The organism is Actinoplanes sp. NPDC051851, from assembly GCF_040681165.1.
In the GTDB taxonomy this organism is placed as follows: Bacteria; Actinomycetota; Actinomycetes; order Mycobacteriales; family Micromonosporaceae; genus Actinoplanes.
On sequence record NZ_JBFAYF010000001.1, the window covers coordinates 225,621 to 247,438 of the forward strand.

Here is a 21,818-nt window from a genome sequence, read left to right on the forward strand (position 1 = left end):
GTGACGCCTCGGCCGGAGCAGTTTCGTGGCCGTTCATCCGGTCCGGCGCACGACGCCGGGCGATACGGCATAGCCAAGGGTGGTCAAGGCCCTCCGGAAGTCCGGCTCCCGGTCGACGGAGACGGCCAGGTGCCGGTCGCCGATCAGCTTGCACAGCGTCCGGAGTTTCCGGTCGTGGCTGATCAGCGTGGCCAGCGCCGGGTCGGCACACTCGATGAGGCGTACCTGCCCGAGGTCGGTGAGCCGCCCGGCCCGCTCGGTGATCTCGTCCAGCAGCGTCGACAGAGTGCCGGGCAGTTCGGGTTGCGCGGCACGAGCCGTCAGGAACACCCTGAGGTCGCCGGGTTGCCGCCCGGCATCGACGGCGGCGAGCAGAGTGGTTCGGCTGACCGTCCAGACGTGGTCCCCGGTTCGTTGTGCGTAGCTTTCCAGGATCAGCATTTCGGCGGGGGTCAGGCTGCCGACGGCGACGATGTCGAGGTTGGGCAGGACCTTCACCGTACGGCCGGGCGCTTCTGGTTCTGGCGGTGTGTATTGCTCGTGGATGCCGAGTACGTAGGCGCCGAGACCGTTGAGGCGGATTGCCCGTAGCCCGTCGTATCGGCTGAGCGCGTCGACGTAATCGGCACCCCAGTTCTGGTGGTAGTCGTCGCGAGCACCGGCCGGCTTGTCGTAGGCGACGTCGATCAAGCCGAGCGTCGCCGCGTACTCGAACAGCACGGCGAGGGTGTAGCGGCCCTCCAACAATTCCCAATCGCCGAACCCGGCGTAGCCGAGGCTGCCGTACTGCGGATCCTCCAGGTACAGCTTCCACAGCGCCCGCTCGCTGCGGGCGACCCGCGGCGACCAGGCGGTCTGCTTCATCCGGCCGAAGAGGTCGTCCACCTCCACCCACTCGTCGGCGGGCTGGGCGGCCAGCGCCTCGGACACTTTCTGCCGTCGGGCCTTCGGCGCGGTGAGCACGTTGGCGGCACGCTGGCCCTTGATGTTCTCCACCCGGCTGAACTCGTCGATCAGCCCTCTGGTCAGCCACGACCGCCACAACGCCCGCACGATGCCGGCGGCCGGTTTATCGAGGGCGGCCCGGCCCTTCGCGGTCAGCTGAAGTTTCCCGCCGGTGATCTCGGCGAGGCCACCGGCCTGCACGAGCAGAGGCCAAGCGAACGCGGCGATCGGCTCGTCCGGGTAGAAGTCCCCCGCGGACAGGACCTTGGCGATCTCGACCACGGTGGCTGCTGCCGGACGGCGGGTCTTCTCGCTGCACCGCAGCCGCCCGGAGTCACACAGCCGAAGCACCGCGTGCACGTCGTCGGCCGCGTACCGCTCGGTCGGGCGCACGAACTCGGCCATCTGCTCGGCCACGGCCGTTCCCTCCATCGCCTACTGGGACCTACCGGCCTGGTAAGCCTCCAAATGATCAACTTCGCGCCGAACGCCGTGCGGACCGGATAGGGCTATCGTCAGCTGGGCGGGCAGCCACAGATCGGCCTCCGGCTACCGCAGCTCAGTGCGCATCGACGAGTTCCGGTCAGATCCGCGGACGCGTCGCTTCCTGGGCCGGCGCCGCGCAGCACTTCTTGTACTTGCGTCCCGAGTCGCACCAGCATGCGCTGGGGCGGCCAGGGCCGCACCCGGTCGGATTACCGGTCGAGGAGATCTCGAGTGTCGATTTCGCAGTGGAACGGTGTATCGAGGGTCAGGGTGTCACCGAAAGGCACCGTGACGTGTTCGACGTAGTGCTGGTCCTCAAGGCGGAACAGGCGCAGGGTCACTGACTCGAAGTCGGCGAGGTCCGGCTCGACCAACAGGTACCAGTCGATTCGAGCGGCGGCGTAGAACTGCATCTTGAGTAACCGGTCGTTCGCGGCGTTGCTTGGTGAGACGATCTCGCAGATCAAGGCGACCTCCGCCGCCTCGATCACACCGCCCTTGGGATCGGTGTCGGCCACCACCAGGTCGGGGATGACGATGCGGTCGGTGCCGAGCCGGACGTTGGCTGCCTCGTACGCCCGCAGACCGGCGGTTCGAGCCGCCGGACGGATGCCGACCATCAGAAGGAAGGAGATGTCCTGATGGGGTTTGTTCGGTACCGGGCTCGCCCACAGCCCTCCGTCGATCAACTCGATCCGGTTGAGTGTCTCGCCGAGTGCGAAGTACTGTTCCTCACTCCACAGGCCCGGATGCTCCAACAGCGCCACACTCATCCAAACCCCTCACCGGTGACAGACCAATTCTGCCACGCACCCGCCCCGCGGGTCAGCAACGCGGTAGAGCCTCTCGGCCAGATGCCTTTCAGCCGGAGTCGCTCTATGGATCAGATGTTTTCCCGGCACACCCCCGTACGTCTGAGCGTGGCGGTCATGGTCACGTCGAAGAGCCTCTATCATGCGGACGGTATCCAGATCGGGGGATCTTTCGATGTCACGCAGAGTCTGGGCGACTCTTCTTCTCTCCACTGCCACCACCGTCGCGGTCACGGCTGTCGCCGGGCCCGCTGAGGCGTCGAGTTACGGGTGGGTGACCGCGAGCGGCGCCACGGTCACGTTCTCGGCCGACAGCAAGGTCAAGAACAAGGTGGTGATCACCCGCTCGGGGCGGACCGTCACCATCGACGATCGGGTCGCGGTCAAGCCCGGCAAGAACTGCAAGCAGGTCAAGGGCGACAAGACCAGGGTCCGCTGCAAGACCAAGAAGACGCCGACCACGGTGGTCGTCAACCTCTACGACCGGGACGACTCGGTCGTCGACAAGAGCGACCTCAAGCTGATCGCGTACGGCGGATCCGGCAACGACAAGATCGTCGGTGGTCCGAAGGCCGACGTCCTGAACGGCGAGGACATCTGTGACCGGGCGGCCGGCAAGGACCGGATCTACGGCAAGGGCGGCAACGACCTCATCTACGCCGGTGACGGGTCGGACTACGTCTCCGCGGGTGACGGCAACGACCGGGTCCTCGGCGGCAGCGACTGCATCAGCGTGCCCGATCGCGACGGCAACGACGAGATCCACGGCGGCAACGGCAACGACGACCTCTTCGGCGACATCGGTAACGACAGGCTGTACGGCGACGGCGGCAACGACTTCCTCAACGCCTGGTACGGCGCGGACCGGATCGAGGGCGGATCCGGCGACGACCAGTTGTACGGCGACCCCGACGACCACAAGCTCTACGCCGACGTGATTCTCGGCGGCAGCGGCCGTGACCTGGTCGGCTACCAGGGCTACACGAAGCCGCTGACCATCTCGATGAACGGCGTCTCCCGCGACGACGGGGTGGCGGGCGAGCACGACACCGTCGGCGCCGACGTCGAACGCCTCGAAGGCGGCTCGGGCGATGACCGCCTGACCGGCAACGCGTCGGCCAACGAGATCAACGGCTTCGACGGCGACGACGTCATCCGCGGCGGCGGCGGCAACGACGAACTCCTCGGCTCGGACGGCGACAACGCGCTCTACGGCGAGGCGGGCAACGACAGCCTCTACGCCTACTACGGTGTCAGCTCTCTCGACGGCGGCACGGAGAACGACCTGTGCAGCGGCGCGTACGACAAGGTCACCCTGATCTCCTGCGAGACCTTCCAACCCTGGTAATCAAGGTCAGGCGGTGGCGAGCGCCTCGGCCGGGGCCATCCGGCTGGCCCGGAGCGCTGGGTACAGGCCCGCCATCGCGCCGATCACCAGGGTGGCGGCGAGACCTCCGGCAGTGGGGCCCCGGGGGCCCCCCCGGGGGCCCACCCCTGCATCAGCGCGTACCCGCTGGTGGCCACGACGCCGAGCAGGATCCCGCCACCGCCGCCGATCGCGGAGAGGATCAGCGACTCGGTGAGGAACTGCACCCGGATGTGCCGCCGGGTCGCGCCCAACGACCTTCGAAGACCGATTTCGGTACGCCGTTCGAGCACCGAGATGACCATGGTGTTGGCCACGCCGACCCCGCCCACCAGCAGGGCGACGGCGCCGAGCCCGAGCAGCAGGCCGGTCAGCGCCGCGTCGGTCGCCTGCTTGGCGGCGAGCGCGTCGGACGGCCGGGAGACGGTCACCTCGTTCGGGGCCTGCGGGTTGGCGGTACGGCCGAGCACCGCCCGTACCGCGGCGATCTGCTCCTCCACCGCGCGTGCGTACACGGTGGTGGGATGGCCGTCGAAACCGGCGTACGTCTCGGCGGCCTCCCACCCGATCAGGGCGGCGCTGTCCAGTTCCGGTGCCAGCGGTACCGGGTCCAGGACTCCCACCAGGGAGAACCAGCGGTGGCCGAGCCAGACGCGGGTGCCCGGCGTCATCAGGTCGAGGCGTACCGCGGCCCGGGAGCCGAGCACCACTCCCGGGTATCTGCCGGTGGCCGGGTTCAGCCAGGAACCCGTGTGCATGGTGGCGCCGACGGTCGTGGGCAGCTCCTGGTCCGCGGCGAGCACCACGACGCTGCTGGTCTGACCCGCCGGGATGAACTCGTTGCGGTAGACGTACGCGTCCACCTGCCCGGTGGCGGCGACCGACTCGACCGGGCCGATCCGCCCGACCATCGCGGTGGCCTCCACCGGCAGTTCGGCGGCCGCCCCGGAGGCGGTCCGTCCCGGGCTGACGGTCAGCAGGTTCGTACCGAGCTTGGCCAGGGTCTGTTCGAGCTCGGCGCGGCTGGAGGTGGAGATGCCGACGACGGCGACCATCGCGCCGATCCCGATCGCGATGCCCAGCGCGGAGAGGAAGACCCGCAGCGGCCGGGACCGCAGCCCGACCGCGCCGAGACGAGCGATGTCGGCCAGCGGCAGCCGGCGGGTCCGGGGCAGAGCGTTCATCGGTACGCCTCCAGCAGGCTGTCCCGGACGATCCGCCCGTCCCGTAGCTCGACGCGCCGCGGCAACCGGGCAGCGACCTCCTGATCATGGGTGATGACCACGACGGTGGTGCCCGTCTCGTGCAGTTCGCGCAGCAGTTCCAGCACGGTGCCACCGGAGGACGAGTCGAGGTTCCCGGTCGGTTCGTCGGCGAGCAGCAGGGCGGGTTCGCCGACCACGGCGCGCGCGATCGCCACCCGCTGCCGCTCGCCGCCGGAGAGTTCGTGCGGCAGGTGGTCGAGCCGGTGGGCCAGTCCGACCCGGACGAGCGCCGCCTCCGCCCGGCGCAGTCGATGCCGCAGCGGTACGCCGGAGTAGAGCAGCCCGTCGGCCACGTTGTCGAGCACCGACGTACCTCCGGAGAGGTGGAACTGCTGGAAGACGAAGCCGATCGTGGTGGCGCGCAGCGCGGACAGCGCCCGGTCGGGCAGTCCGGCCACGTCGTGCCCGTTGATCCGGATCGTCCCGGTGGAGGGCCGGTCGAGCGTGCCGAGCAGGTTCAGCATGGTCGACTTGCCGGAGCCGGACGGGCCGACGATGCCGACCAGTTCGCCCGGCGCGATGGTGAGGTCGATGCCGTGCAACACGGTCACCCCGCCCGGGTACGTCTTGGTGACCGACTCGAGCTCGACGACGGCGTTCACTGCGGGATCCGTACGTTCATGCCGGCGTCGAGACCGGTACCGGTGATCTCGACGCGCCCGTCGGCGAACATGCCCGCGGTGACCGCGACGATCCGGGAGGAGGCGCCGTCGACCACCTCCAGCCCGTACCCGCCCTCGGCCAGCGCGAGTAGTGCGCTGACCGGCACGGACAGGACCTTCCGGCGCTCCTTCGCGACGCGGCGCACCTCGACGGCGCCGTCGCCGGCGTCCTCCAGCGCGTCCTGTTTCCCGACCGACACCGTGATCGGAACCTGGGTGGCGGTGCCGCCGCCGTCGCCCGATCCGGCCGCCTTGGCGGTGTCGCTTCCCGTATCGGCGACGGTGGCATCCGCGCCGACCCGGTCCACCGTGCCGGCGACCGGCGTCCCGTCGGCCAGCACCACCGTCACCTTGGCACCGGCGGTGGCCCAGGCGGCGTCGGCCTGCTCCGCGGTGGCGGTGATGACGCGTTTCGTCCCGGTCCAGGTGAGTACGTCGCCGGGTACCGGCGCACCGATCCGCACCGAGTGCTGGGCGATCCGCAGCGCGCCCGACCCGTACACCACATCGCCCTGTTCGACCCGGCCGGTCTGCTCCCTGCCGAGGTCGCGCTGCCACCGTTTCACCGCCTGGGCGGTGGACGCCGTGAAGGTGTCGTCCACGGTGAACCCGCGGTAGCCGAGGCTGTGCAGGTTCTTCTCGAACTGCTTCACGTCGTTGCCGGACATGGGCTCGCTGGCGGCCGCCGGCTCATCGGCGGTCGCCGTGTCACTGTCGGATGACTTGTCACTGTCGGACGACTCGGCGTCGTCGGCCTCCGGTTCGGCGGTGGCCTCCGGTTCGGCGGCCACCAGACCGAGTGCGCGGAACATCGGCAGGCTGCCGTAGAACAGCACCACCGGCTGGTCGTCGACGCGCAGCAGCGGCTCACCGCGCCGCACCACGGTGCCGGTCGGCGCGATCCACGTGACGACCCCGGTGGACTCGCACCGCATCGGCACCGCGTCGCCGAAGCCCACCGTACCGTCCAGAACGGTGTATTCCACAAGGTCGCCCCGGGTGATCGGGGTGGTGGCGAACACGCGCGGGTCCGCCACCGGCTCCTCGGAGCGGCCGGTGCCGAGGCCGACGGTGGCGACCGCCGCCACCGCCAGGACCACCGTGCCGGCACCCGCCATCGCCCAGGCCCGAACCCGGCGACGTCGCCGCCGCCCGCCCACGCCCGAACCGTCCACCGTGCTCACCCGTGTCTCTCCTCACCGATTCCGAACAGCGACGCACCGATCCCGAACAGCGACGCACTGATCCCGGCCAACGACGCACTGATCCCGGCCAACGACGCACCGATCCCGGCCAACGACGCACCGATCCCGGCCGACGACGCGCCGGTTCCGGACAGCGACTCGCCGCGTATCAGCCCTGCGCGGCGCCGGTGCTGGACGGCGCTCCGATGATCGAGGCGCACGCGGCCTGGGCCTTGGCGGCGGCGGGGGCGCTCTGGTCCCAGACCGGCTTGCCGTCCGCGGAGTCCGGCCACGATCCGTCCGCTCCGGGGTCCGGGAAGTCCGCGGCGCCGTTCTCCCGCATGCACTTCGCGTACTGGACCCGGGCCTGGATCTCCTCGGCGGTCAGGGTCGGCTTCTCCTCCAGGCCCTGCGGCACGGACGGGAGGAGGCTGGAGCACTTGACCTGCGCCTGCTGGAACTTCGGGTCGCGCTTGAACACCTTGGGGTCGCCGCTGAACTCGTACTTCCCGGTGGCGTCCGGGTCGCTGACCTCCACGCCCTCGGCGCGCAGGCACGTCGTGTACTTCCGCACGCCCTCCACGTACTCGGTCACGGCGTCCCCCGTGGCGACGGCCGCGGGGGAGCCACCGGCCGAGGCGACCGTCGGCGTCTCGTCCTGGCCGCCGCAGCCGGCGAGGACGAACACCAGCGCCGCCGCGCCGGCCATCGCGCGGGCTGCTGCTGAAATCGGCACGATGCCATCTCCTTGGATCGGGACCCTTGGATCGGGACCGGGTGTGACGAAGCCGGGCCAGGCTATGGCGGAGGCTATGAAGATTCGATGAAGAAGCTGTGCGATGGCCGTTCATTTCATCGAGCACCGGGACGGCGGGCGGCGGCCGTTCGCCGGTAGCCTCGCCGTGACCGTCCTACCACGACGCTGGCACGACCGAGGGGGAAGCGTTGGGCGCGCGGATACTCATCGCCGAGGACGACCGGAAGCAGTCCGAGCTGCTCCGGGTCTATCTCGAACGCGACGGCCACAGCGTGCAGGTGGTGGCGGACGGCCGGACCGCGCTCGAGCGGTGCCGGAGCAACGCCCCCGATCTGGTGATCCTGGACGTGATGATGCCCGCCATGGACGGGCTCGACGTCTGCCGGGTCCTGCGGGCCGAATCCGATGTCCCGATCATGTTGCTCACCTCGCGCAGCACCGAGGACGACATCCTGCTCGGCCTCGAACTCGGCGCCGACGACTACGTGACCAAGCCGTACAGCCCTCGCCAGCTGACCGCCCGGGTCCGCGTGCTCCTGCGCCGCACCGGCCGGATCGCCGCCGAGCCGGAGGTGCTGACCGTCGGCGACCTGGTGATCGACGCCGCGCGGTTCGAGGCCCGGGTACGCGGTGAGCTCGTCCCGCTCACCCCGAAGGAGTTCGGCATCCTGCGGGCGCTCGCCGCCGAACCGGGCCGGGTGTTCAGCCGGGCACAGATCATCGACCGTGCCTTCGGCTTCGACCGGTACATCGTCGAACGTACGGTGGACGCGCACGTGATGAACCTGCGCCGCAAGATCGAGGACGACCCGGCGAACCCGGTCTACGTGCAGACCGTGTACGGCCGGGGGTACCGGATGCCGGAGCGGGCCTGATGAGCTTCCGGCTCCGGGTGCTGCTGATGACCATGCTCATCGCCGTCACCGCCACGGTGGCCACCGGCTGGCTGACGCTGCGGCAGGCGTCCCGGGAGTTCACCGCGACGGTCACCGCCGACCAGGACGAACTCGCCTCCATCACCACCGGCCTCGCCGAGTACGGAAGCTTCGGGACCTGGGACGGCGTGGGCACCCGGGTGAGCGACCTGTCGGCGCGTACCGAGGAACGGATCCGGGTGGTGACCGAGACCGGCGGGGTGCTGGCCGACTCCGACCTGCTCGCCGGGCAGGAGGCCCGGCCCACGACCGGCCTGCCCACCCTCGTCGACCCCCGGCCGTCCCTCCGCCTGCCGGCGAACGCGAACGCCGAGGGGCTCGCCAAGACCATGCTGGTGGCGACGGCGCGGTACCGGAGCGCGCTGCGCGATGCCGCCTGCCTGACCGCCGCGGGCGCGGCGGTACGCGCCGAACAGCCACTGTACGGTGTGCCACTCTCGGTCGCGGCCGATCCGGACCACCCCGCGGCGGAGAAGTGCCACAGCGCGATGGAGCCGCAGGGTAAGGCGACCGGAGCGCAGCTGTTGACGCTGGTCCGTCCCTGTGCGGCGATGGCCGAGAGCGCGAAGTCCGACTGCCTGCAGCGCGTCTTCATCGAGCAGACCGCGGCCTTCGCACCGCAGCCGGTGCAGGTCTACGTCGGCGCCCAGGACGAGGAGCCGCCGACGCTGCCCGGGGATTCCGTCTCGGTGACCGCGGCGATCGTCGCGGCGGCGGCCGTGCTGTGCGCGCTCCTGCTGAGCCGGCGGGTGCTCCGCCCGATCGCCGCGCTGACCCGGGCGTCCCGCGGGCTGAGCGAGGGCCGGCTCGACGAACGGGTCCCGGTACGGGGCAACGACGAACTCGCCGAGCTCGGCCGCACCTTCAACGCCATGGCCGAGTCACTGCAGCGCAGCGAGGAGCGGCAGCGGCGGATGGTCGCCGATGTGGCCCACGAGCTGCGCACGCCGCTGGTCAACCTGCGCGGGTATTTGGAGGCGATGAAGGACGGGGTGCTGCCGGCGAGCCCGGAGCTGATCGCGTCGCTGCACGAGGAGGCGCTGCTGCAGCAGCGCGTCGTCGACGACCTGCAGGACCTGGCGATGGCCGAGGCCGGGGCGATGACGCTGCACCGGACCGAGGTGGATCTCCGGGAGCTGGCCGAGACGTGCCGCTTCAGCCACGCGGCGCACGCCGAGTCGTCGGGCGTGGCGCTGCTCGTCGACGCCGCGGGGCCGGTGCTGGTGCTCGGCGACCCGGACCGGCTCCGGCAGGCGCTCGGCAATCTCATCCGCAACGCCCTGGTGGCGACGCCGCCCGGCGGCTCGGTCACGCTGACCGTCCGCGAGGAGCCGCCCGGCGGCCGGGTGAGCGTGTCCGACACCGGCACCGGCATCGCGGCGGAGGATCTGCCGCACATCTTCGACCGGTTCTGGCGCGCGGACCCGGCGCGGGGACGGGCCGGCGGCGGCAGCGGGCTCGGGCTCGCGATCACCCGGCAGATCGTCACGAATCACGGCGGCACCATCTCGGCGGCGAGCCGGCCGGGGTCCGGCACCACGATGACGGTGACCCTGCCGGCCATCGGGCCCCTGGACGGCGGGCCGCCGAACACCGAGCCGTCGGGCCGATGAGCGGAGGGCCCGCCGGTGCACCGGCGGGCCCTCCGTGAATCCTCGATGATCAGAAACCGCACCAGACCAGGCTGCCGTTGGAGGGCAGCAGGTCGTCACGAGACCACCCCGAGATGCCGGTGGTGTCGTTCCGCAGGTAGGTCCAGGTGTACCCGTCGTTGCCGACCGTGTAGCAGTGGTAGTCCAGCACGTTCGACGAGTAGGCGACACCCAGGATGGTGCAGTTGGTGCTGCTCACACTGCTGGAGCCGGTGCGCTCACGTGCAGAGTCGGCCCCCGTGGGCCAGCTGCGGCTGTCCTTGTCGCTGACGGTCGTGCCGCAGGCGGCGTGGGCCAGGGCCGGGCTGCTGGTCAGCACCGGCGCGACCAGGACGGTCGCCCCCACCGCGATAGCTCCGAGCGCCCCCCGTGTTGCTCTACGCATACCGCTCTCCTCAGATAGTGACGCGGAGCGATCATTCGCTCCCGAAACGCCACGTTACTGATCGGCATCTATGCGAACAAGTCCTTTCCGACTGATTGCGGCACGGTAAACGGCCCACTATCCAAAACGTACACAGCGAGTGCACAGCAATCGTATATGATCAATTAGATCCGTGGGGGGCAGCCGGTTCTGAGCAGGAACTTCACCGCCTCCACCATCGCACCGGGTGGGGCTTTTCACCCAAGTGGCACATTCCTTGAATCGACGAGAATGGCGTTAATCCGGGCACCGAAACCGGCCGCATTCACACGAGATCGATGTAGGTAATGGCACCGGCCGGCATCCCGAAGGGGATGCCGGCCGGTGTGCCGGAAAGCCGGACCTACTTGAAGATCAGGTACGAATACGCGGTGTACGTCGTGTAGTTCAGACTGTCGCCCGAGCCGCCCTTGCGGTACGCCGCGCGCACCCGCATGCGGTACCCGGCCACGCCCGAGCCGTCGAGCACGACCGCGGCGCTGCCGTTGGAGGTGGTGGCGTACGCGTCCCCCCAGTTACGCCACTTGCCCTGGTAGTAGATCTGCACCTGGAAGTACGCCTTCCGCCCGGAGTGGGCGGTGACCTTCGCGGTGAACTTCGCCGTCGTCTTCTTGTGGTAGTAGCGGTACTTGGTCGAACCGATCTTGGCGGTCTTGTAGTACTTCGAGAGCTTCAGCGAGACGTTGACCGTGGTGTAGACGACGGACTTGACCGTCTTCGGCGCGGTCCGCGCGTCGCCGGTGAAGGTCGCGGTCACCGCGGCGTTCCGGGTCAGCTTCACGCCGGCCGACACGTTGCCCTTGCTGTTCACCACGGCGCGCTTGAGGAGGCGCTTGCCCTGGTCGGAGCCGTACGGGTCGATCCAGATCTCCACGGTCCGGCTCTTGTACGTCGAGCCCAGATGTGCCGTGAACGACGCCGTGGTCCCGTACTTGTAGATCTTGCCGTTGTTGGTCAGGGTCAGCGTGGTGGCCGCCCGGGAGACCGCGATCGACTTCGTCGCCGCCACCGCCGCGTGCGAGCCGTCCCCCGCGTAGGAGACCCGGTACTTCACCGTGCCGCCGGCCGGCGGAGTGTCGGCGAAGGAGAACTTGCCGCTCGCCGAGGTGGTCACCGTGCCGAGCGCCTTGCCGGAGGGCGACTCCAGGTCCGTACGGGTGACGCTCAGCGCCGTGCCGGCCGGCAGCCCCACCGAGGCGGTCAGCGTCCCGGAGACGGTGAGCGACTTGGCACGCGTCGCCGACGACGGCCCGGAGAGCGTGAGTGCCGGCAGCGACTTCTTCGGCTCGGTGTAGGTCCGCAGCGAGTAGGTCCCGTACGTGTTCACCGAGACGGCGAAGAGCCGGCTGCCGTCCGGCTCCCAGGCCACGCCGCGACGCTGCAGCTCGTCGGCGCCGCTGGAGTTCCCGGTGTTGGGGATGTCGTACTGGCGGACCAGTTCACCGGCGGCCGTGAAGACGTGCAGGTCCGGGTCGTACCAGGAGAAGCTGCCGCCGACGATGGTGCCGTCGGTGGCGATGTCCACAGCCTCTGGGTAAGCCTCGATGGCGAGCCTGGTGACGGCGGACAGATTCTCGACGTCCCGAACCGTGACCACATAGTCGCCCGGGGTGACCGTGGCGATACGGTCGCCGGCCGGGGAGATCGCCATGTCGGCGACCGAGGCGGAGTCGGCACTCGAGTAGCCCACCACCTGCGGCGTGCCGTCCGAGACGTCGAGGATGGAGACGTAGCCGTATCCGGCGGCGCCCAACCGGTTCGAGTCGGCGGACCCGGCGGCGAGCTCGGTGCTGCCGCTCCAGTCGTCCATCTTCGTCAGCACGGGAGCCGGCGTCTCCGCGGCCGGATCGATCACCCCGAGGCTGCTGCCACTGGTGAACCAGATCTTCCCGGCGGCGACGGCCACGTCGTAGACCTGGCTGCCGACCGAGTACTTCGCCGTCTGCGCGAGGGTCGCGGTGTCCAGCGCGACGATCGCCAGACCGTCCGGCGAGGCCACGTAGAGCTGCCCGGAATCGGCGGAGAGGGCCAGGTTCGTGGGGTCGGCCACGATCTGACTGGCGACCGGCGTGCCGTCATAGGTCGTCGCCACGACCTTGTTACCGGTGGGATCGCTGACGAAGACCAGCTTGTGTACGCCGTCGACGATCATGTCGCCGACCGACTTGATCGACAGGGTCCTGCTGGAGTCGGCCAGCGCCGCGGCCGGAGCCACGAGGACCCCGCCGAATATCACCGTGAATGCGGTCGCCGCGCCGACGAGCCGCCGGCGCGCAGGGATTGATGAAGCAGCGTGCACTGATGAGTCCCCCGGGTCGAAGAAACACCACCTGAGCGGCCCGAACCGACCGCGCGGGTGGATCAGCGAATCGTAGATCGATACCGCAGCGTCGCTACGTAGGCGCATTCATGAATCGAGTGACGAGCGCCACTCTCACGCCGCCGGTAAATGGATCGGGGCGCCGGTACGTGTACTCGGCGTGGAACGAGAACGGAAGGACTTCGCGGACTTCTACCAGCGCTCCAGGGACGACCGTCTGCGCGCCGTACTCGCGGGTACGGGCGATCGCGCGCAGGCCGAGGACCTGGTCGCGGAGGCGTACGCCCGAGCCTGATCCTCCTGGGCGAAGGTGAGCCGCCATCCGGCGCCGGCCGCGTGGGTGGTGCGCACCGCCCTGAACGTCCGGGTGTCGTGGTGGCGGAGGCGCCGGCGGGAGGTCGCTCTCGACGGCCACGACCGGCAGCTCGGCGAGGCCGGCACCCCGACCGGCACCGCGACCAGCGCGCCGGCCATGGAGACGGTCGGGTTCACGCTGGTCGAGGAGACCGGCGGCGCGGAGGACGCCCCGATGAACTGCCGGACCATCGGCTGACCCTCGCACCGGACCATGTCACTGCGGCGGTTTCGATGGGCTCCCGCCGCAGTGACATGGGGGATGTCGACGGTCGGGCACTCGACGGCACCCCGGAGAAAAAATCTTCCGGTGCTCGTTGATCCGACCATGGGAGCGCTCCCGTATTGCCAGCCGTAGCCAGCTTGGTCAAGGCATAGGGGAAGGCGCAGGTCCCAATGTATAGGTCCCGGTTCAACAAGTCCCGCAGCAACGCGCGCCGTTGGCAGATCGGTGCCGTCGCCGGGGTCGCGGTGACCATCGTCGGTGTCGGTCTCGGCGTCGCCTCCGCCGCCGAGGCGGTCCCGACGGTCAACTGCCCCGCCGTGAAGATCACCGTCGCGGTGCCCTCCCAGGCCCAGGCCGAGGTGCAGAGCAACCTGCAGCTCCTCAACACCCAGATCAACGAGGCCAACGCCCGGCTGAAGAGCACGGTCGGCCAGGGCGGCCCCAACTTCATCCAGAACGCGATCCTCGGCCCGCTGGCCGACAAGCGGTTCGCGACCATCAACCGGATGGAGACGGCGATCGGGCGTAACGCCGCGAAGCCGGACCTGAACGCCGAGGGCCTCAAGACCTGCACGCTGAACGAGAGCGGCGCCGCGTCGGCCACCCAGCCGACTGCCGTACCGAGCGCGACCTCCTCGTCCGCCGCGTCGTCCTCCTCCGGCTCGTCCTCCTCGGGCACCGCCGCGAACAGCACCGTCGGCACGATCAGCTGCCCGGCGCTCGTCATCAACGTGGACGTGCCGGAGTCGGCCGCCGCCGAGGTCAAGCGCAACCTGGAGCTGCTGAACACCCAGATCACCGAGTCCCAGGCCCGCCTGGAGAGCACGGTCGGCCAGGGCGGCGCGAACTTCGTGCAGAACGCCATCCTCGGCCCGCTGGCCAGCAAGCGGTTCGCCACGATCAACCGGATCGAGACCGCGATCGGCCGCCGCGCCGCCAAGCCGGACCTCGACGCCGAGACCCTGCAGACCTGCAAGGTGATCACCAGCGGCACCGCCGAGGCGCAGGGCACCGACTTCGACATCGCTGACGCCGCCGCCATCGCGGCCTCGGCCGGCAAGATCAGCTGCCCGGACGTCACCATCAACGTGGCGATCCCGTCGCAGGCCGCCGCCGAGGTGCAGCGCAACCTGGAACTGCTCGACACCCAGATCGCCGAGTCCCAGGCCCGCCTGGAGTCCACGGTCGGCCAGGGCGGCGCGAACTTCGTGCAGAACGCCATCCTCGGCCCGCTGGCCAGCAAGCGGTTCGCGACCATCAACCGGATCGAGACCGCGATCGGCCGCAACGCCGCCAAGCCGGACCTCAACGCCGAGACCCTGCAGACCTGCACCGTGGTGAAGTAACCACCCGCACGTCGACGAGAGAGGCCGTGACCTTCGGGTCACGGCCTCTCCGCGTTCAGGACGGTCCCCGGCAGCCGGAACACGGTTGTACCGACCGGTGCCGATGCTGGGGAAACCCGCGCGCCCCCATGATCGTCCACTCTCTATACTGCGCCGCAGACTTCGAGATCGGGGGATCGTTTGAAGCCAGTCACCGCCGGCTCGCTCCGGGCCGGTATCGCACTTCTCGTCATCGCCGCCGTGGGATCGGTCGCCAGCCCGGCCCAGGCCTCCAGCGCGGGTCGCGCCACGGCGGGCACCAGCAAGGTCACCTTCAAGGCGGCCTACGGGGTGAAGAACAAGGTCGTCATCACCCGCTCCGGTCGTACGGTGACCATCGACGACCGGGTGGCCATCACGCCCGGCAAGGGCTGCAAGCGGGTCAAGGGCGACAAGACCAAGGTCCGCTGCAAGACCACCAAGACGCCCACCCGGGTCCTGGCCTACACCTACGACCGCAGCGACACCATCACCAACAAGAGCAACCTGCCGATCAGCGCCTACGGCGGATCCGGCAGCGACAAGCTCGTCGGCGGCCCCAAGGCCGACTACCTGCAGGCCGACGAGGGCTGCGACAAGGTCCCCGGCGACGACAAGGTCTACGGCAACGCCGGTAACGACACGATCGTCGCCGGCGACGGTGCCGACTACGTCTCCGCCGGTGACGGCGACGACTACGTCACCGGCGGCTCCGAGTGCGTCGATCCGATCGTCCGCAAGGGCACCGACGTCCTCTACGGCGGCAACGGCGACGACCTGATGCAGGGCGCCGCCGGCAACGACCGGCTGTACGGCGGCAACGGCAACGACGTCCTCTACGGCTCGCTCGGTGCGGACCGCCTCGAGGGCGGCGCCGGTAACGACAACCTCCAGGGTGACTACGACTCCGCCCACACCGCGGCCGACGTCCTGCTGGGCGGCTCCGGCCGGGACACCGTCGAGTACACCAGCTACACGAAGTCGATCAGTGTGGACCTGGACGGCGCGTCGCGTGACGACGGGATCTCCGGCGAGCACGACACGGTCGGCGCCGACGTCGAGGACATCTACGGCGGCACCGGCGACGACCGGCTGGCCGGCAACGCCTCCGCCAACGCGATCTGGGGTTCCGGCGGCACCGACGTCATCCACGGCGGTGGCGGCAACGACGAGATCGTGGCCTTCGACGGCGACGGCAAGCTCTACGGCGAGGCCGGCAACGACACCCTGCGTACCTGGAACGGCACCACCCTGCTGGACGGCGGTGACGCGACCGACCTCTGCGACGGTTACTCCACCGACACCTTCGTCTCCTGCGAGACCCAGCAGATCCGGTGATCCACCACTAGAGGTCGATCTCATCGGCGCACGGCTGCCGCCCGGCGGCGGCAGCCGTGCGCCGTACCACCCCGGAGTCGCCCACCTTCAAGAAGATCTTCTTTCCGGTACGCCGTCGCATTGAACCGGTGTGGTGTCCGTCTCGTAGACCGGTCACCCGTTTCGAGGTGCTCATCGCCGTTCCCCGCACCTCGCTGCTCCCGCGATCAACTGTGAGGCGATATGAACCTTCTTCTCCGTCTACCGCCGTGGATGAACCGCCTGATCGTGGCCGCCTCCGTCCTGGTGGTCACGCTCGGCCTGATCGTGGGGATGTCGACCATCTCGAGCGCGGTCTCCGGCGAGAAGGTCACCTTCGTCAACTCCACCGGCGAGACGCTCTGGATCGGCTCGACCATGGAGGACGACGGCTCGACGCAGATCACCGGACTGCCGAAGCTAGCCGCCGGGGAGAAGGCCACGATCACCATCCCGGACGGCGGCTCACCGGCGTTCTGGCGGGGCACGTTCTTCGCCCGGCAGCGGTGCTCCGGCGAGTCCGGGAGCACGTTCCACTGCCAGGTGGGCGACTGCGGCAACCTCGAGGACCGGTGCAGCACCGAGGCGCAGCCGGCCAGCCTGACCGAGTTCACCTTCGACCAGGGCGACGCCCGGGCGCCGCGGTACGACGTCAGCTATGCCAAGGCGGTCTCCCTGGCGATCACCATCGACACCCCGGGCGTGACCAGTTCCACCGCGGCGGGGACGTGCGTACACATGGACTGCTCCGGCGGGCAGTTGCTGGCGGCCTGCCCGGACGCGTACGCGAAGAAGGATTCGGCGAAGGGTGACCGGATCAACTGCGTCAACCCGAAGCCGGCCGAGGAGACCGACTACGTCGAGGCGCTGCAGACCTACGGGCCGCGCGCGGTGCTCTGGGCGGGCAGCGACACGGTGGAGGGGAACGAGGCCCGGTTCAGCTGCCCGCACTGCGGCGACGTGGTGGTCACCTTCCACAACGACGGCAACCTGGTCGACGACACCTCCGGCGAGGAGGGCCAGGAGGGTCAGGAGGGCACGATCGACGGCCCGTTCACGATCAAGGGCGGCGGCGGCCGGTGCGTCGACGTGCCGAACGCGATCTCGGCCGACGGCCTGGCCATGCAGATGCACGACTGTGACGGCAACGTCGCCCAGTCGTTCACCTGGGGCGGCGACGGCTGGCTCGTGGTGATGGACAAGTGCCTGGACGTCGCGATGGCGGAGACGAAGAACGGCACCAAGGTCCAGCTCGCCTGGTGCCGGGAGGACAACCCGGCCCAGGAGTGGGTGCTCGACGGCAAGATGCTGCGGAACCCGCTCTCCGACCGGTGCCTGGACGTCAAGGACGAGAGCACCGAGGACGGCGCGGCGCTGCAGATCTGGGACTGCAACCCGGACGGCCAGGAGAACCAGTCCTGGACGCTGACGCCCATCACCACCACGAACGGCGGTGAGCAACCGGCCGTCGAGCAGCCGAGCGACGAGGAGACGAGCGACGGGGGAACGGTCACCAACGGGGTGGTCACCGGCGGAACGGTGATCGACCAGTTGCTGGCCCACATCAACGCCGCCCGGACGAGCGCCGGCCTGAAGGCGCTGACCCTGGACGAGAACCTCTCGAAGGCGTCGGCGCTGCACAACCAGCTGATGATCAACGGCTGCGGCCTGGAGCACCAGTGCTCGGGCGAGGGCGACCTCGGCACTCGGTTCAGCGCTCAGGGCGTCACCTTCGGCGGCGTCGGTGAGAACATCGGCTACGGCTCCAGCGGCACCGACGACGCCGCGATCCTGGCCGCCGCGAACGGACTGACCGACGGCATGCTGGCCGAGGTCGCCCCGGACGACGGCCACAAGAAGAACCTGCTGAGCTCGAGCTTCACCCGGATCGGCCTGAGCGTGATCCGCGCCGACGACGGCCTCACCTGGATGACCCAGGACTTCGTGAGCTGACCGGGCGAGCTCCGGACGGCGTTGCGGCCGGGCATCCGACACGGGTGCCCGGCCGTTTCCGTACCCGGAGCACCGTGACCGTGTCGCCGGCGGGGAAGGTGCCCATGCTGTCGCCGTCCATGTCCGTCAGCCAGATCGTCACCCGGTACGCGCCCGGGACCCGGTAGCGGTGCGTCGCGCGGCTGCCGTCGCCGAGGGACTCACTGGCGCCGTCACCCCAGTGGATCTGGCGATTCTGCAGGCTGTCGTCGGCGTTGCCGGTCAGCGAGAGCTCGGTCAGCGTGATCGCCTGGCCGGGGAGCCGGCTCGTTCCGGTGAGCCGGTAGACGCCCGCGGCCGGGGTGCCGGAGGCGTACGCGGGCGGCGCGTCCAGGACGGCGATCGGCCCGGCGGCGAGGACGGCGCCCAGAGCGGCGGCGGTGCGGAACGCGGGCACGGCATGTCTCCTGAGCGAGGCGACTTCGCGGGTCGCGAAACAGATCGGTCACGCCCCGGGCGGGTTGAGGATCATCTGGGGGCCGGTGCCACGGACCGCGAGCTGATCGTCGGGGTTTATCAACTTGCACCGCTGGAGCGACAGGCAGCCACACCCGATACAGCCGGTGAGCTGGTCGCGGAGGCGCTCCATCACGGCGATCCGCTCGTCCAGCCGGTGCCGCCAGCGACTGGAGAGGTGCGACCAGTCGGCCTTGGTGGGCGTACGGTTCTCCGGCAGCTCGGCGAGCGCCTCGCGGATCTCCTCCAGCGAGACCCCGACCTGCTGTGCGATCTTGATGAAGGCCACCCGCCGCAGGTCGGCGCGCTCGTATCGCCGCTGGTTGCCCCCGGTACGCGCGGCGTGCAGCAGCCCCTCGCGCTCGTAGTAGCGCAAGGCGGAGGGCGCGACGCCGCTCCGCGCGGCGAGCTCGCCGATGCTCAGGGTGTCCATCGATCTCCTCGGCGGAAAGCTTGAGTTGAAGTTAACTTCACATTGCACTCTATCCCCATGACCGTCACGACGCTGCGCCGGATCACCGGTGACGAGAAGCACTCCCCGAGCGCGCACTCCACCCTGGACGTGCTCCGGGTCCTCTACGACCGGGTCCTCCGGATCACCCCGGAGACCGTGGACGAGCCGGACCGGGACCGGTTCTTCCTCTCCAAGGGGCACGGGCCGGCCGCGTACTACGCCGTCCTCGCCGAGAAGGGCTTCATCCCGGAGGACTGGCTCGACGACCTGGGCGGCTGGGACAGCCCGCTCGGCCACCACCCGGACCGGGTGCTGATCCCCGGCGTCGAGGCCGGCACCGGATCGCTCGGGCACGGGCTCGGCCTGGCCATCGGCACCGCGCTCGGCCTGCGCGCCCAGGGGTTCGTCGAGACCCGGACGTTCGTGCTGCTCGGGGACGCCGAACTGGACGAGGGCTCGAACCACGAGGGGATCGCGTACGCGGCCGCGATCCGCCTGCCGATCACCGCGATCGTGATCGACAACCAGTCCGCCACCCACGGCTGGCCGGACGGATGGTCCGGGGCGCCGACCTGGACCGGCGAAGACCCGCAGCTTGCCGCCAAGACCAGCCAGCCGCGCGCCGGACTGTCCGCAGGGGTAGCGGCGCGGTTCCCGGGGTGGACCGTCTCGCTGGTGGACGGGCACGACCACGACGAGATCGAGGCCGGGCTCTGGGCGCGAACCGGACATCCGCACCTGGTCGTCGCGACCGTCGAGAAGAAGGAGCACTGACATGCGGCAGACGTTCGTCGACACCACCACGGCGCTGCTCGACGAGGACCCGCGGACCGCGCTGGTGCTCGCCGACATCTCCGCCGACGTCTTCGCACCGGCCATCCGCCGGCACCCGGAGCGGGCCTTCAACGTCGGCATCCGGGAGGGCCTGATGGTCGGCGTGGGCGGCGGGCTCGCGCTCACCGGGCTGCGGCCCTTCCTGCACTCGTACGCCCCCTTCCTGCTGGACCGGGCGTACGAGCAGATCAAGCTCGATCTCGGCCACCAGGACGCGGGCGCCGTGCTGGTCAGCATCGGCGCCTCCTACGACGCGGCGGCCGAGGGGTACACACACCAGTCCCCCGGCGACGTCGCGCTGCTGGACACGCTGGAGGGCTGGACCGTGCACGTGCCCGGCCACCGCGACGAGGTGCCGCCGATGCTGCGCGCGGCGGCCCGGCACGACGACCGGGTCTACGTCCGGCTCTCCGTGCAGGAGAACGCGCGGGCCCACCCGGACGGCGGGCGGCTCCGGGTGATCACGCAGGGCGGTCCGGACGGCGGGCGGCCCGGCGGGCACGCACGGCGCGGGCCGCTGGTGGTCGCGGTCGGGCCGATGCTCGACCCGGTGCTCGAGGCGACCCGGGGGATGGACGTGACGGTGGCGTACACCAACACGCCCCGGCCGTGGGACACCGAGGGACTGCGGGCGCTCGCCGGGTCCGAGGTGGTCGTGGTGGAGCCGTACCTGGCCGGGACCTCGGCCCGGCCGGTCGCCGAGGCGCTCGGCGGCGTGCCGCACCGGGCCCTCCACCTCGGCGTCGGGCACGCCGAGGTCCGGCGGTACGGGAACTGGCGGGACCACGCCCGGGAACACGGCCTCGACGAGGCGGGACTCCGCCGGTCGATCGGCGCCTTCCTGGGCTATGCGGACTGAGAAGGATCAGGTGACCGAGAAGGATCGGGCCGAACGGGATCGCGCCGGGTAGGTGGGGATCAGGCCGGGACGGGGGCGCGCTCGCCCAGGAAGATCTCACGGAGCGTCTGCTCGTGGCGCCAGACCGTCCCGGTGTCGCCGCAGCGCATCCGGAACCGCTCGCGCACCCCGTCCACCGCGGTCACGGCCAGCTCCAGAACCGGGCGGCTCAGCTCCGGCCGCCAGCTCACGTTGCTCAGCCGCCGCAGGGTCACGTTGAGGTGCAGGCTCAGCCGGTGCAGGACCGGGGTCTCCCGGATGACCACCAGCCGGCGCTGGGTCAGCAGCAGGAGATACTCCCCGGCGAGCGGGGTCTCCGGGCGCTGGCAGCGGGCGGCCAGCACGACCGGGTCGTCCTCCTCGACGCACCGCTCGACGATCGGGGCGTGCCGGCCGGGGATGACCGCGCCGGCGTCGGTGGCGGCGGGGAGGAACGTACGCGAGAAGACGTCCATGACATCTTTAACGGGTTGTGAACGGCGGAGGCATCGGGCTGACCTGCCTGAATAGGTAATTTCAGAGGCGCCTCCGGAGTTCGTCGACCATTCCTCCGGCGATCGGGCGGCCGGCCGGCGCCTGTCATAGTGTTCGGATGCAGTGGCGCGTCAAGCCGGTCCTTCCGGTCACGAAGCTGATGGGAACGGTCGCCGTCCTGGTGCTGGCCGCGGCATTCGCCGTGAACGACCCGGTTCGCTGGGTGCTGGCCGGGCTGATCGCCGCCGGGCTGGCCGGCTGGGCGCTGCGGGACGTCCTGGTGCCGATCCGGCTGACCGCGGACCACGACGGCGTCACGGTGGTCACCGGGTTCGCCCGCCGCCGGCATCTGCCCTGGTCGGCGGTGGAACGGGTGCGCGTGGAGCGCAACACCCGCCGGGGTCTGCGCAGCGAGCTGCTGGAGATCGACACGGGCGACGCGGTCTACCTCTTCAGCGCGCACGATCTGGGCGCCCTGCCCGAGGACGTGGTGACCGAACTCTCCGACCTCCGCGCCGCCTGACGAATCCGCCCCCGAGGGCGCGTTGCTTCGGTAGTGAACGGCCGCCATCGACCACACCCTGTCCCGCGTGAAGGGCGGA

The 21,818-nt window shown here is 70.1% G+C and carries 22 protein-coding genes and 1 pseudogene; 11 read left to right on the plus strand and 12 right to left on the minus strand.

Annotated features, from left to right (window positions below; genetic code table 11):
• Positions 1-33 precede the first annotated feature (33 nt).
• The 3 genes from AB0M08_RS01055 to AB0M08_RS01065 form a co-directional block, all read right to left on the minus strand.
• Positions 34-1,362 (minus strand): helicase-associated domain-containing protein, encoded by a 1,329-nt coding sequence (locus tag AB0M08_RS01055; RefSeq protein WP_364486348.1) that lies wholly within the window; start codon positions 1,360-1,362, stop codon positions 34-36.
• A 166-nt stretch (positions 1,363-1,528) separates the two neighbouring features.
• Entirely contained in the window at positions 1,529-1,690 is a 162-nt protein-coding gene (locus AB0M08_RS01060; RefSeq protein WP_364487095.1) for an SEC-C metal-binding domain-containing protein, read from the minus strand.
• Positions 1,641-2,204: a Uma2 family endonuclease gene (locus tag AB0M08_RS01065; RefSeq protein ID WP_364486351.1), complete on the minus strand. Its 564-nt coding sequence runs from the start codon at positions 2,202-2,204 to the stop codon at positions 1,641-1,643. The genes AB0M08_RS01060 and AB0M08_RS01065 overlap by 50 nt, the downstream gene beginning before the upstream one ends.
• Before the next feature lie 214 nt (positions 2,205-2,418).
• On the opposite strand from AB0M08_RS01065, the gene AB0M08_RS01070 reads away from it, so the two are divergent.
• The gene (locus AB0M08_RS01070; protein WP_364486354.1) at positions 2,419-3,591 is read left to right on the plus strand and encodes a calcium-binding protein; all 1,173 of its coding nucleotides are present in this window, start codon (positions 2,419-2,421) and stop codon (positions 3,589-3,591) included.
• Between the two features lie 6 nt (positions 3,592-3,597).
• On the opposite strand, the pseudogene AB0M08_RS01075 reads toward AB0M08_RS01070, so the two are convergent.
• The 4 genes and pseudogenes from AB0M08_RS01075 to AB0M08_RS01090 all read right to left on the minus strand — a co-directional run bounded on the left by AB0M08_RS01075 (position 3,598) and on the right by AB0M08_RS01090 (position 7,456).
• Positions 3,598-4,793 (minus strand): annotated as a pseudogene (locus AB0M08_RS01075) (ABC transporter permease).
• The gene (locus tag AB0M08_RS01080; protein WP_364486357.1) at positions 4,790-5,476 is read right to left on the minus strand and encodes an ABC transporter ATP-binding protein; all 687 of its coding nucleotides are present in this window, start codon (positions 5,474-5,476) and stop codon (positions 4,790-4,792) included. The pseudogene AB0M08_RS01075 and the gene AB0M08_RS01080 overlap by 4 nt, the downstream one beginning before the upstream one ends.
• Entirely contained in the window at positions 5,473-6,720 is a 1,248-nt protein-coding gene (locus AB0M08_RS01085; protein WP_364486360.1) for a peptidoglycan-binding domain-containing protein, read from the minus strand. Before AB0M08_RS01085 ends, AB0M08_RS01080 begins: the two co-directional genes overlap by 4 nt.
• Positions 6,721-6,889: 169 nt before the next feature.
• Positions 6,890-7,456: a hypothetical protein gene (locus tag AB0M08_RS01090; protein WP_364486363.1), complete on the minus strand. Its 567-nt coding sequence runs from the start codon at positions 7,454-7,456 to the stop codon at positions 6,890-6,892.
• Between the two features lie 209 nt (positions 7,457-7,665).
• Between AB0M08_RS01090 and AB0M08_RS01095 the strand changes: the two genes are divergently transcribed.
• Together AB0M08_RS01095 and AB0M08_RS01100 are read left to right on the plus strand one after the other, a co-directional pair.
• Positions 7,666-8,352, plus strand: coding sequence for a response regulator transcription factor (locus AB0M08_RS01095; RefSeq protein WP_364486366.1), 687 nt, complete (start codon positions 7,666-7,668; stop codon positions 8,350-8,352).
• Positions 8,352-10,025, plus strand: coding sequence for a HAMP domain-containing sensor histidine kinase (locus AB0M08_RS01100; protein ID WP_364486369.1), 1,674 nt, complete (start codon positions 8,352-8,354; stop codon positions 10,023-10,025). The genes AB0M08_RS01095 and AB0M08_RS01100 overlap by 1 nt, the downstream gene beginning before the upstream one ends.
• 49 nt (positions 10,026-10,074) lie before the next feature.
• On the opposite strand, the gene AB0M08_RS01105 is transcribed toward AB0M08_RS01100, so the two are convergent.
• Both AB0M08_RS01105 and AB0M08_RS01110 read right to left on the minus strand, forming a co-directional pair.
• Positions 10,075-10,449 (minus strand): hypothetical protein, encoded by a 375-nt coding sequence (locus tag AB0M08_RS01105; protein WP_364486372.1) that lies wholly within the window; start codon positions 10,447-10,449, stop codon positions 10,075-10,077.
• Between the two features lie 382 nt (positions 10,450-10,831).
• Positions 10,832-12,703 (minus strand): hypothetical protein, encoded by a 1,872-nt coding sequence (locus AB0M08_RS01110; RefSeq protein WP_364486375.1) that lies wholly within the window; start codon positions 12,701-12,703, stop codon positions 10,832-10,834.
• Between the two features lie 265 nt (positions 12,704-12,968).
• On the opposite strand from AB0M08_RS01110, the gene AB0M08_RS01115 reads away from it, so the two are divergent.
• The 5 genes from AB0M08_RS01115 to AB0M08_RS01135 all read left to right on the plus strand — a co-directional run bounded on the left by AB0M08_RS01115 (position 12,969) and on the right by AB0M08_RS01135 (position 18,061).
• The gene (locus AB0M08_RS01115) at positions 12,969-13,103 is read left to right on the plus strand and encodes a hypothetical protein (protein WP_364486378.1); all 135 of its coding nucleotides are present in this window, start codon (positions 12,969-12,971) and stop codon (positions 13,101-13,103) included.
• Between the two features lie 15 nt (positions 13,104-13,118).
• Positions 13,119-13,361: a hypothetical protein gene (locus AB0M08_RS01120; protein ID WP_364486381.1), complete on the plus strand. Its 243-nt coding sequence runs from the start codon at positions 13,119-13,121 to the stop codon at positions 13,359-13,361.
• Between the two features lie 197 nt (positions 13,362-13,558).
• The gene (locus tag AB0M08_RS01125) at positions 13,559-14,734 is read left to right on the plus strand and encodes a hypothetical protein (protein WP_364486384.1); all 1,176 of its coding nucleotides are present in this window, start codon (positions 13,559-13,561) and stop codon (positions 14,732-14,734) included.
• Positions 14,735-14,914: 180 nt separating this feature from the next.
• Entirely contained in the window at positions 14,915-16,090 is a 1,176-nt protein-coding gene (locus AB0M08_RS01130; RefSeq protein WP_364486387.1) for a calcium-binding protein, read from the plus strand.
• A 222-nt stretch (positions 16,091-16,312) separates the two neighbouring features.
• Positions 16,313-18,061 carry a ricin-type beta-trefoil lectin domain protein gene (locus AB0M08_RS01135; RefSeq protein ID WP_364486390.1) on the plus strand — a complete coding sequence of 583 codons (1,749 nt, stop codon included), beginning with the start codon at positions 16,313-16,315 and terminating at the stop codon, positions 18,059-18,061.
• On the opposite strand, the gene AB0M08_RS01140 is transcribed toward AB0M08_RS01135, so the two are convergent.
• Entirely contained in the window at positions 18,030-18,497 is a 468-nt protein-coding gene (locus AB0M08_RS01140) for a hypothetical protein (protein ID WP_364486392.1), read from the minus strand. The genes AB0M08_RS01135 and AB0M08_RS01140 overlap by 32 nt on opposite strands.
• 48 nt (positions 18,498-18,545) lie before the next feature.
• Positions 18,546-18,989, minus strand: coding sequence for a redox-sensitive transcriptional activator SoxR (gene soxR, locus AB0M08_RS01145; protein ID WP_364486395.1), 444 nt, complete (start codon positions 18,987-18,989; stop codon positions 18,546-18,548).
• A 57-nt stretch (positions 18,990-19,046) separates the two neighbouring features.
• On the opposite strand from soxR, the gene AB0M08_RS01150 reads away from it, so the two are divergent.
• Together AB0M08_RS01150 and AB0M08_RS01155 are read left to right on the plus strand one after the other, a co-directional pair.
• Positions 19,047-19,784 (plus strand): thiamine pyrophosphate-dependent enzyme, encoded by a 738-nt coding sequence (locus tag AB0M08_RS01150; protein WP_364486397.1) that lies wholly within the window; start codon positions 19,047-19,049, stop codon positions 19,782-19,784.
• 1 nt (position 19,785) lies between these two features.
• Entirely contained in the window at positions 19,786-20,703 is a 918-nt protein-coding gene (locus AB0M08_RS01155; protein WP_364486400.1) for a transketolase, read from the plus strand.
• A 59-nt stretch (positions 20,704-20,762) separates the two neighbouring features.
• Here AB0M08_RS01155 and AB0M08_RS01160 read toward each other — a convergent pair whose 3' ends face one another.
• Complete coding sequence (locus tag AB0M08_RS01160; RefSeq protein WP_364486403.1) at positions 20,763-21,197, minus strand: hypothetical protein; 435 nt, start codon at positions 21,195-21,197, stop codon at positions 20,763-20,765.
• 137 nt (positions 21,198-21,334) lie between these two features.
• On the opposite strand from AB0M08_RS01160, the gene AB0M08_RS01165 reads away from it, so the two are divergent.
• Positions 21,335-21,739: a PH domain-containing protein gene (locus AB0M08_RS01165; protein ID WP_364486406.1), complete on the plus strand. Its 405-nt coding sequence runs from the start codon at positions 21,335-21,337 to the stop codon at positions 21,737-21,739.
• Positions 21,740-21,818: the final 79 nt, after the last annotated feature.